Raw genomic sequence first — 9,252 nt, forward strand, 5'->3', positions numbered from 1 at the left:
GGCCACAAGCATCCGCCCCGCCGGGCCGAGCCACCAGAGCCGCCACGGCCACCCCCACGGGCACGGCCGGCCCACCACGAGCCAGCCCAGCGACCAGCCGCGACCGGTGTCAGCGCCGGCGCCGCAGCAGGATGCCCCGCACGTACTCCGCCTGGCCGAGGTGTTTCGCGCTGTCCTCAAGGACGGACATCACCCGGACCGCCATGGTGACCGGTGGGTCCCAGTTCGGGTCGACGACTCGCTCCCAGTCGTCGTCCGTGACCGAGTCGAGCCAGCTCATCGTCAGCTCGTGCGTCGCGTCGTGGTAGCCCACGAGCAGTGAGCCATCGCTGACCCCGAACTGGCCGACCTCCTTCGACGACATCCCGTAGCCGCTGGCGCCGCGCTTGTACTCGAGGCCGAGCCGTCCGCTCCACTCCGCCTTCCAGGGCGACTCGAGGTCCGACAGATCCGCCACCTGGGCGTCCTGCTGCCGGCTCAGGTGCCAGACCAGCCAGCCGACCGGGTTCGCGTCTGAATCGACCCGCCAGGACAGCTCCTCGGGGCTGAGCCCGTCGACGACGGCCGCCACACCCTCACGGATCCGCTCGAAGCCGTCGCGGAGCAGCGCCACTCCCACAGAGTCCTTTTCCGCCATCTTTCCAGCGTGCCACCGGGGTGCGCTAATGGCGCAGAGAACGCCGACGGAGCTTGCCGTTCGCGGTGCGCGGGAGCGTGCGGAGCCAGCGCACCTCGCGGGGGCATTTGTATGCCGCGAGGTGGGCAGCGGCATACGACAGCAGGGCGTCGCTGTCCGGGTCCGCGCCCTCCCGGGCGACGACGAACGCGACGACGATGCGCACCCCCGCCCGCACCTCCACATCCGTGACGGCGACCTCGGCCACCGAGGGGTGCGAGGCAAGGCACTGCTCGACCTCGAGTGGGGAGACGCGATAGCCCATCGCGTTCATGACGTCGTCGGCGCGCCCGTGGAACGCCACATAGCCGTCCTGGTCCATGGAGACGAGGTCGCCACCGACGAACCACGCCCCGCGTCGCACGGCCGCCTCCTCGTCCGGGCGGTTCCAGTAGCCGAGCATCAGGGCCGGGTCGGACTCGTGGACCGCGAGCAGCCCGACCTCACCGGCCGGCAGCGGCTCCTCGGCACCGGCCTCCAAGCCGTCGACCGGCAGCACCGCGACGCACCGGCCGGGCTGCGGACGGCCAGGACTCCCGGGCCGCACCGGGACGGTCGGCCCCGAGGAGACGAAGGTCGACACCTCGCTCATCCCCAGCGACTCGTACAGCTCGAGTCCGATCCGCGCGCGCCACTCCGCGAGGAGCGCCGGGTGCAGCGCCTCGCCGGCCGTCACGGCATGACGCAGCGACGACAGGTCCGCCCCGACCAGCTCCGGGGACCGCAGCAGCTGTCGATAGACGCCCGGCACCGCCGCGAAGATCGTCGCGCGGTGCGCCTCGATGAGCCGCGCCCACAGCCCTGGGTCGCGAGGACCGTTGTAGATCAGGGCAGTTGCCGAGTTGGCCCACGGATCCGTGAGCCCGACGCCCAGGGTGTACGTCCAGTTGAACGCGCCCGCGTGCAGCAGCCGGTCCCCCTCGCGCAGACCCAGCCAGCCGGCATACATGGGCCGGCGGCCCCACGCGGACCGGTGGCCGTGGAGGACGCCCTTCGGGCGCCCCGTCGTCCCTGACGTGTAGACGAGGTAGGCGGGCTCGTCCGCCCGCGTGTCCGCGTATGCCGCTGAGCCGGCTTCCGCTCGCCAGCGAGCGACGTCCCCGGGCGAGATGGGGAGCACGCCGGTCGGCAGTTCGAGGTCACGGTCGCCGTCCACGGCGATGGCGCGGGCGCCGGAGTCGGCGAGCAGGAAGCGGGCCTCCCCCGCGGTGAGCTGCGCTGACGAGGGGAGGGAGACGAGCCCGGCCGCGATGGCGCCGAAGTGGAGCAGCGCGTAGTCGCTGGTGTTGCCGAGCCGGATCATGACGCGGTCGCCCCGTTCCAGACCGAGCCCAAGCAGGCCCGCAGCGACGCGGCGCACGGCGTCGTCGAGCTCCGCGAAGGTCCAGCGCTCAGCAGCGTCGGCGGGCGCGGCCGGGTCTGTGACGAGCACGAGCGCAGTGCGGTCCGGGTGGTTCGCGGCGGCGCGACCGACGACATGTGCGCTGAGGTTGAACGACTCCGGGACGGGCTCGCCGGTGTAGCCGACCACTGCCATGCGGGCCAGCGTAGGCGCGGTTCGCGCGGCCGGTCCTCCGCGGGGGTGTGAGACGATTGGTCCAGAGGCGCAGCACGCCTCCCGGACGATGGGTGCCGTACCCGGTCAGCGACAAGACGGCCCGGGAGAGTTCTGATGTACTGGCCCATTCTCATCGTGTCCGGTGTCTTCGAGGCCGTCTGGGCGACCGCGCTCGGCCGCAGCGAGGGCTTCAGCCGGATCGGCCCGACGATCGTCTTCCTTGTCGCCGTCCTCCTGTCGATGGGCGGCCTCGCCTTCGCGATGCGAGGACTGCCGACCGGCACCGCGTATGCCGTGTGGACGGGGATCGGCGCCTCGCTCACCGTCATCTACGCCATGGCGACGGGCGCAGAGCCCGTGACGGTCGCGAAGTCCCTGTGCCTCGTGGCGATCATCGGCGGCGTGGTCGGCCTCAAGGTCCTGCACTGACCGTGAAGCCATCAGTCATGATGGGGACACCGCGAGAGGAAGAGGTGGCCCATGCGACTCCGGCTCAGTGACGAGGACGCGGCGTTCCGCGCGGAGATGCGGGAGTTCTTCCCCACGAAGGTCCCCCAAGAGATCCGCGACACCGTCGCCGCCCGCCGGCACCTGACGCGCGACCAGTTCGTCGAGAGCCAGCGCGTCCTCAACGCCGCCGGGCTCGCGGTGCCCCACTGGCCGGTCGAGTGGGGCGGCCGCGGCTGGACCGAGCTGCAGCGGCACATCTGGCACGAAGAGATGCAGCGCGCCTGCGTGCCCCCGCCGCTGGCCTTCAACGCCAGCATGGTCGGCCCGGTCATCGCGACCTTTGGCTCCCAGGAGCAGAAGGATCGCTTCCTCCCGGCGACCGCCATCCTCGACATCTTGTGGTAGCAGGGCTTCTCGGAGCCGGACGCCGGGTCCGACCTCGCCTCGCTGCGCACCACCGCGGTCCGGGACGGGGACGAGTTCGTCGTCAACGGGCAGAAGACCTGGACCACGCTCGGGCAGTACGGCGACTGGATCTTCTGCCTCGTCCGGACCGACCCCGACGCGCCGAAGAAGCAGCAGGGCATCTCGTTCCTGCTCATCGACATGACGACGCCCGGCGTCGAGGTCCGCCCGATCCAGCTCATCGACGGCGGCCACGAGGTCAACGAGGTCTGGTTCACCGACGTCCGGGTCCCCGCGGAGAACCTCGTCGGCGAGCTGAACCACGGCTGGGACTATGCGAAGTTACTCCTCGGCAACGAGCGTGTCGGCGTGGCCCCGGTCGGTGCCACCAAACGGGTGCTCGCCGACGCCAAGGACTGGGCTCGCTCGGTGGACCTGCTGGGCGACCCGCTCGTCGCCGCCCGGTTCGCCGAGCTCGAGAACGAGCTGCTCGCCCTGGAGCTGACCGCGCTCCGCGTTGCCGCGAACTCGGCTGACGGCAAACCGGATCCAGCCTCCTCCGTGCTCAAGCTGCGCGGCACCCAGCTGCAGCAGGATGTCAGCGAGCTCGCCATGGATCTCGGTGGTCCTGGTGGCGCGGCCGCCTTCGGCGGCGACGCCTCGGATGCGCCGGAGTGGGTCCGCATCTCGACGCCGGTCTACCTCAACCTCCGGAAGGCGTCGATCTACGGCGGGTCCAACGAGATCCAGCGGCAGATCATCGCGAAGACGATCCTCGGGCTCTGAGAGGCGGACGACATGGACTTCACGTATGACGCTGAGCAGGTCGCTCTCCGCGACGCCGTTCGCGCCCTGGTGGGCAAGACGTACGCCGACTACGAGAACCGGCGCCGGGTGGCCGCCGCGGAGCCGGGCTTCGACGAGGACCTGTGGCGCCGGCTCGCGGAGATGGGCGTGCTGGGACTTCCCTTTGCGGAGGAGGACGGCGGGTCCGGAGCGGGACCGGTCGAGGTCTCCGTGGTGGCCCAGGAGCTGGGGCGGGTCCTCGCACCGGAGCCCTTCCTCTCCTCGGTCGTCGAGGCGGGAGGTCTCGTCGCCGCGGTGGGCACGGATGCCCAGCGGTCCGACGTGCTGGGCGCAGTGTCGTCCGGGGAGCGGATCCTCGCCCTTGCGCACCGCGAGCCCGGTGCGTCGTGGAGCGCGAGCGCCGCTGCGGTCACGGCTGCGCAGCAGGGGGACGCCTGGGTCCTGAACGGCACGAAGGAGCCGGTCGTCCACGGCGCCCGCGCCGACCAGCTCGTCGTCTCGGCGGCCCTGCCGGAGGGCGGGACGGCTCTGTTCCTCGTCGACGGTGCAGCCGCCGGCCTGACGCGTGACGGATACCCCACGGTCGACAGTGGCCGAGCCGCCCGGGTCCGCTTCAGCGACACGCCGGCCCAGCCGCTCGGTGAGCCGACCGACCGCACCTCCGACATCGAGCGGGTCCTCGCCGGGGTCGGGATCATCGCGGCCAACGAGGCCCTCGGCGCCATGGACGTCGCGCTCGACACCACGGTCGGCTACCTCAAGAACCGGAAGCAGTTCGGCATGACGCTGAACCACTTCCAGGCGCTGAACTTCCGCGCCGCGGACATGTACGTCTCGCTCGAGACGGCCCGCAGCCTCGTCGCCTGGGCGACGATGGTGCTCGCCGACGACCCGGACCAGGTTGTCGAGGCCGCGAACCGCGTGGGGCTCAAGGTGGCCCGCGCGGGCCGGCACCTCGGGCAGGAGGCGATCCAGCTGCACGGGGGCATCGGCATGACCGCCGAGTACTCGATCGGGGCCTACACCGCGCACCTGACGACCCTGGAGCAGCTGTACGGCAACGGCCACAGGTACGTCGCCGCCCTGGCCTCCACCGTCGGGGACCACGGCGAGGTCGATCCGCTCGGCTGACCATCCCCGGCGCGCCTCGACCCACCGCTCGACTGAGCGCTCCCCCCATACGTCACGTGGGCCCTCCCCGTCTTCCCCGTCGAGTGAGCGCTCCGCCCCATACGTCACAGGGTGCCTCCCGAGTCGGGTGTAGGCGGACGGCGTGCCCCGGACGTAGCGTGGGCGGATGGCTGCCTCGATGACGCCGGCTCCGACCGCATCGACCCTCGGCGAGCTCCTCGCGGGCGGGTACCACCACCCCTCCGTCAAGGAGGAAGTCCGCGAGAACCTGGTCGCGCGGCTGCGTGCGGGCGAGACGGCCTTCCCCGGCCTGGTCGGGTTCGAGGACACCGTGCTGCCCGAGCTGGAGAGCGCGCTGCTGGCCGGGCACGACTTCGTGCTGCTGGGCGAGCGCGGCCAGGGCAAGACCCGGCTCATGCGGACCGTTGCGGGCCTGCTCGACGAGTGGAGCCCGGCGGTCGACGGCTGCGAGATCAACGACGACCCGGTGCAGCCGGTATGCCGCAGGTGCCTTGGGCTGAAGGCCGAACTGGGCGACGCCCTGCCGATCCGGTGGCGCCACCGCGACGAGCGCTATTCCGAGAAGCTCGCTACGCCGGACACCAGCGTCGGCGACCTCATCGGCGACGTCGACCCGATCAAGGTTGCCGCGGGACGGACACTGGGCGACCCGGAGACCGTGCACTACGGCCTCGTGCCCCGCGCGAACCGGGGCATCTTCGGGCTCAACGAGCTGCCCGATCTGGCGGAGCGGATCCAGGTGGCGCTCTTCAACGTGCTCGAGGAGCGCGACATCCAGATCCGCGGGTATGCGCTGCGCCTGCCGCTCGACCTGCTCCTCATCGCGACCGCCAACCCGGAGGACTACACCAACCGCGGGCGGATCATCACGCCGCTCAAGGACCGGTTCGGTGCCGAGATCCGCACGCACTATCCGCAGCAGGTGTCGGACGAGGTCGCCGTCGTGGCGCAGGAGGCGCGGCTCGTGGCGGACGTGCCGGAGCACCTCGTAGAGGTCATCGCCCGGTTCACCCGGGGCCTGCGCGAGTCGGCGTCGGTCGACCAGCGCTCCGGGGTGTCGGCGCGGTTCGCGATCGCCGGCGCAGAGAGCGTCGGGGCGTCCGCGCTCCGCCGGGCGGCGCGGACCCAGGAGGACGGGGCCGTCGCCCGGATCTGCGACGTGCCCACGATCGTCCCGACGCTGCTCGGCAAGGTCGAGTTCGAGATGGGCGAGGAGGGCCGGGAGCGCGACATCCTCGAGCACCTGCTCAGGGTGGCGACGGCCGAGACATTCCGGTCGCGGCTGGCCGGGCTCGACCTCAGCGGGTTCACCGGGTTGTTCGAGGACGGGTCGGTCGTCGAGACCGGAGACCTCGTGACCGGCGCCGACCTGTTGGCGCAGGTGGGGCCGGTGCCGGGTCTGTCGAAGGTGCTCGACCGCCTCGGCGACGGCGATGACGCGTCCCCCGGCCACGTGGCCGCCGCCGTCGAGTTCGTCCTCGAGGGCCTGCACCTGACGCGGCGGATCGAGAAGGACACCGTGGCGGGGCGGACCGTTTACGGCGCGTGACCCAAGCCGTGAGACGACGAGCGATGCACGAGGACCGTAGCGACCGGATGCGGGGTCCGGCATGAGCGCGGCCCGAGGGTGGCCGGCGTTACCGCTGACGGAGTGGGCCCCCACTCGGGACACCCTGCACCTGTTGACGCAGATCGTCGGGAAGGTCCGGCTGGCCCGCACGCCGGTTGCTGAGCACTGGTGGAACGTCCCGCTGTATGTGACCGCTCGTGGACTGACCTCCTCGCTGATGCCCGCTGGCCCGCGGGCTTTCCAGATCGACTTCGACTTCATCGAGCACGTGCTGCGTGTCACGGCGAGCGACGGGGAGAGGTGGCAGTTGCCGCTCGCCGCCCGGCCCGTGGCCGAGACGTACGACGCGCTGATGGCGGGTCTGGACGGGCTGGGGTTGGCGACGGACGTGTGGCCGATGCCGGTCGAGATCGAGGGCGCTATCCGCTTCGACGAGGACCACACGCACACGGCATACGACCCTGTGTATGCGGCGCACTACTGGCATGCCCTCGTGTCCATCCAGCGGGTCTTCGAGCTCTTCCGTGCCGAGTTCCTGGGCAAAATGAGCCCGGTGCACCTGTGGTGGGGGGCGCTGGACCTGGCCGTGTCGCGCTTCTCCGGCCGGCCCGCGCCACCGCATCCGGGTCGGGCGCCGAACTGTGGCCGGCACGTCATGCTCGAGGCGTATTCGCGCGAGGTCAGCAGCGGCGGTTTCTGGCCGGGGCCTGACGGCGAGGGCACCTTCTACTCCTACGTCTACCCCGAGCCGGCCGGGTTCCGGGACCGGGCCGTCCGCCCGGGTGCCGCGCGGTTCGACGAGGAGCTCGGCGAGTTCGTCCTGCCGTACGAGGTGGTCCGCACCGCGGTAGACCCGGACGAGATGCTGTTGGAGTTCCTGCACAGCACGTATGCCGCGGCTGCCGAGACCGGGGGCTGGAACCGCACGGAGTTGGAGCGATGAGAGGCGAGGTAGGCGGCACGCCGACGACGGCCCGCCGCACCTGCTCGCCCGTCCGGCATTGGGTCGGCGAGGCGTAACGTGAGTGGATGAGCGGCGTCGGTGACTCGCACGGCCTGAGGGAGAACCCGCACGGGCGGTTCCGCTACGGACCGTGGCGCGGTGGGCCGGACCCGCTCGCGCCGCCCTACGACGTCCGGTCGGCGCTAGACGAGATGGGCCGGGACGTCCTCGCCGGGGGGACGACCCGGGAGGCGCTGCGCGACGTGCTCCGGCGCGGACTCGACGGGCGCCGCGGCCTCGACGAGATCGCGGAACGGATCCGGCGGATGCGGGAGGCCGCCCGGCGCCGGGGTGACCTCGGCGGCACCCTCGACGAGGTGCGCGAGCTGCTCGACCAGGCCCTCGACCTCGAGCGTGACACCCTGGGCGGCGAGGACACGGACGCCGCTCGCCTGGCCGAGATGGACCTCGCCACCCTGCCGGACGACACGGCCGGCGCCGTGCGAGCCCTGGCGGAGTACCAGTGGCACTCGCCGGAGGCCGCGCAGACCTACGACCAGATCACCCAGATGCTGCGTCGCGAGCTGCTCGACGCCCAGTTCGAGGGGCTCAAGTCCGCGCTGTCGGGGCAGGACCCCGAGGCGATGCAGCGGGTCAAGGACATGCTGGCCGACCTCAACTCGCTCCTCGCTGCCCACGGGCGGGGCGAGGACACGACCGACCAGTTCCGTGACTTCATGGACAAGCACGGGGACCTCTTCCCGGACGACCCGCAGAACGTGGACGAGCTCATCGACTCCCTGGCCCGCCGTCAGGCTGCGGCCGCGCGGATGCTGGCGTCGCTGACCCCGGAGCAGCGCCAGCAGCTGAGCCAGCTGATGAGCGACGCCCTCGCCGACGCCGACCTGGCGAGCGAGATGGCCCAGCTCGCGGACAACCTGCGCGCGCTGCGGCCCGGGCTCGACCGCGGGACGCCCGTCGACATGCAGCCGGGGGGCGAGGCCCTGGGGTATGGCGCTGCCGTCGAGGCGGTCGCCGAGGTGGCGGACCTCGAGGCGCTGACCGAGCAGATGAGCCAGGGGTACTACGGGGCGACCCTCGACGACGTCGACGTCGAACGGCTCGAGCGCCACCTCGGCGCGGACGTGGCCCGGGACTTCGAGGCGCTGCGCCGGCTGGAGCGGGAGCTGGAGCGGCAGGGCTACCTCACCCACGGCGACGACGGGCTGCGGCTCACGCCGCGCGCGGTCCGCCGGCTCGGTGAGACGGCCCTGCGCCGGGTGTTCGAGGGACTGGCGACGGCTCGCGGCGACCATGACGATCGGCGGTCCGGCCAGGCAGACGAGCCGACCGGGCTCACCCGGCAGTGGGCGTTCGGGGACGAGCTGCCCATCGACACGGTCCGGACGATCTCGAACGCGGTGCTCCGGTCGCGGGACCGGAGTGCCGGGAGTGGGGGAGCGCTCACTCGACCGAGAGGAGCGGGCGGGCGGACGGCCGGGGTCGACCTGCTGCACCCGCCGCGTCCCTCCGCAGGCTCGCGGATCCACCTGTCGGTCGACGACTTCGAGGTCGTCGAGACGGAGCGGCGCACCTCGGCGGCCGTGGCGCTGTGCGTCGACATGTCGTTCTCGATGTTCCACGAGGGCCGCTGGGGGCCGATGAAGCAGACGGCCCTCGCCCTGTCGCAC

At 71.9% G+C, this 9,252-nt stretch carries 9 protein-coding genes and 1 riboswitch; of the genes, 7 read left to right on the forward strand and 2 right to left on the reverse strand.

Features of this window, described 5'->3' with window-relative positions; translation table 11 throughout:
* Positions 1–109 precede the first annotated feature (109 nt).
* Positions 110–637: a mycothiol transferase gene (locus tag ACTHJJ_RS10225; RefSeq protein WP_440302837.1), complete on the reverse strand. Its 528-nt coding sequence runs from the start codon at positions 635–637 to the stop codon at positions 110–112.
* A gap of 25 nt (positions 638–662) precedes the next feature.
* The gene (locus tag ACTHJJ_RS10230; protein ID WP_440302838.1) at positions 663–2,213 is read right to left on the reverse strand and encodes an acyl-CoA synthetase; all 1,551 of its coding nucleotides are present in this window, start codon (positions 2,211–2,213) and stop codon (positions 663–665) included.
* A gap of 61 nt (positions 2,214–2,274) precedes the next feature.
* Positions 2,275–2,339, forward strand: a riboswitch (guanidine-III (ykkC-III) riboswitch).
* Positions 2,340–2,348: 9 nt separating this feature from the next.
* On the opposite strand from ACTHJJ_RS10230, the gene ACTHJJ_RS10235 reads away from it, so the two are divergent.
* The 7 genes from ACTHJJ_RS10235 to ACTHJJ_RS10265 form a co-directional block, all read left to right on the forward strand.
* Positions 2,349–2,663: a DMT family transporter gene (locus ACTHJJ_RS10235; protein ID WP_440302839.1), complete on the forward strand. Its 315-nt coding sequence runs from the start codon at positions 2,349–2,351 to the stop codon at positions 2,661–2,663.
* 51 nt (positions 2,664–2,714) lie between these two features.
* A complete protein-coding gene (locus ACTHJJ_RS10240; protein ID WP_440302840.1) occupies positions 2,715–3,089 on the forward strand; it encodes an acyl-CoA dehydrogenase family protein in 375 nt (124 codons plus the stop codon).
* Positions 3,090–3,131: 42 nt separating this feature from the next.
* Complete coding sequence (locus tag ACTHJJ_RS10245; RefSeq protein WP_440302844.1) at positions 3,132–3,875, forward strand: acyl-CoA dehydrogenase family protein; 744 nt, start codon at positions 3,132–3,134, stop codon at positions 3,873–3,875.
* Positions 3,876–3,887: 12 nt separating this feature from the next.
* Positions 3,888–5,027 (forward strand): acyl-CoA dehydrogenase family protein, encoded by a 1,140-nt coding sequence (locus ACTHJJ_RS10250; RefSeq protein ID WP_440302841.1) that lies wholly within the window; start codon positions 3,888–3,890, stop codon positions 5,025–5,027.
* 178 nt (positions 5,028–5,205) lie between these two features.
* On the forward strand, positions 5,206–6,597 hold the full coding sequence (locus tag ACTHJJ_RS10255; RefSeq protein ID WP_440302845.1) for a sigma 54-interacting transcriptional regulator: 1,392 nt from the start codon (positions 5,206–5,208) through the stop codon (positions 6,595–6,597).
* Between the two features lie 61 nt (positions 6,598–6,658).
* Positions 6,659–7,561: a DUF5996 family protein gene (locus ACTHJJ_RS10260; protein WP_440302842.1), complete on the forward strand. Its 903-nt coding sequence runs from the start codon at positions 6,659–6,661 to the stop codon at positions 7,559–7,561.
* Between the two features lie 86 nt (positions 7,562–7,647).
* The coding region (locus ACTHJJ_RS10265; RefSeq protein WP_440302843.1) for a hypothetical protein at positions 7,648–9,252 on the forward strand (1,605 nt) is incomplete at its 3' end.

The organism is Intrasporangium sp. (assembly GCF_051961875.1).
GTDB lineage: Bacteria > Actinomycetota > Actinomycetes > Actinomycetales > Dermatophilaceae > Intrasporangium_A.

Bases quoted from the DNA above. Each gene is read 5' to 3' on its own strand.
- ACTHJJ_RS10225 (WP_440302837.1), bottom strand. From the start codon at position 637: ATGGCGGAAAAGGACTCTGTGGGAGTGGCGCTGCTCCGCGACGGCTTC.
- ACTHJJ_RS10230 (WP_440302838.1), bottom strand. From the start codon at position 2,213: ATGGCAGTGGTCGGCTACACCGGCGAGCCCGTCCCGGAGTCGTTCAAC.
- ACTHJJ_RS10235 (WP_440302839.1), top strand. From the start codon at position 2,349: ATGTACTGGCCCATTCTCATCGTGTCCGGTGTCTTCGAGGCCGTCTGG.
- ACTHJJ_RS10240 (WP_440302840.1), top strand. From the start codon at position 2,715: ATGCGACTCCGGCTCAGTGACGAGGACGCGGCGTTCCGCGCGGAGATG.
- ACTHJJ_RS10250 (WP_440302841.1), top strand. From the start codon at position 3,888: ATGGACTTCACGTATGACGCTGAGCAGGTCGCTCTCCGCGACGCCGTT.
- ACTHJJ_RS10255 (WP_440302845.1), top strand. From the start codon at position 5,206: ATGACGCCGGCTCCGACCGCATCGACCCTCGGCGAGCTCCTCGCGGGC.
- ACTHJJ_RS10260 (WP_440302842.1), top strand. From the start codon at position 6,659: ATGAGCGCGGCCCGAGGGTGGCCGGCGTTACCGCTGACGGAGTGGGCC.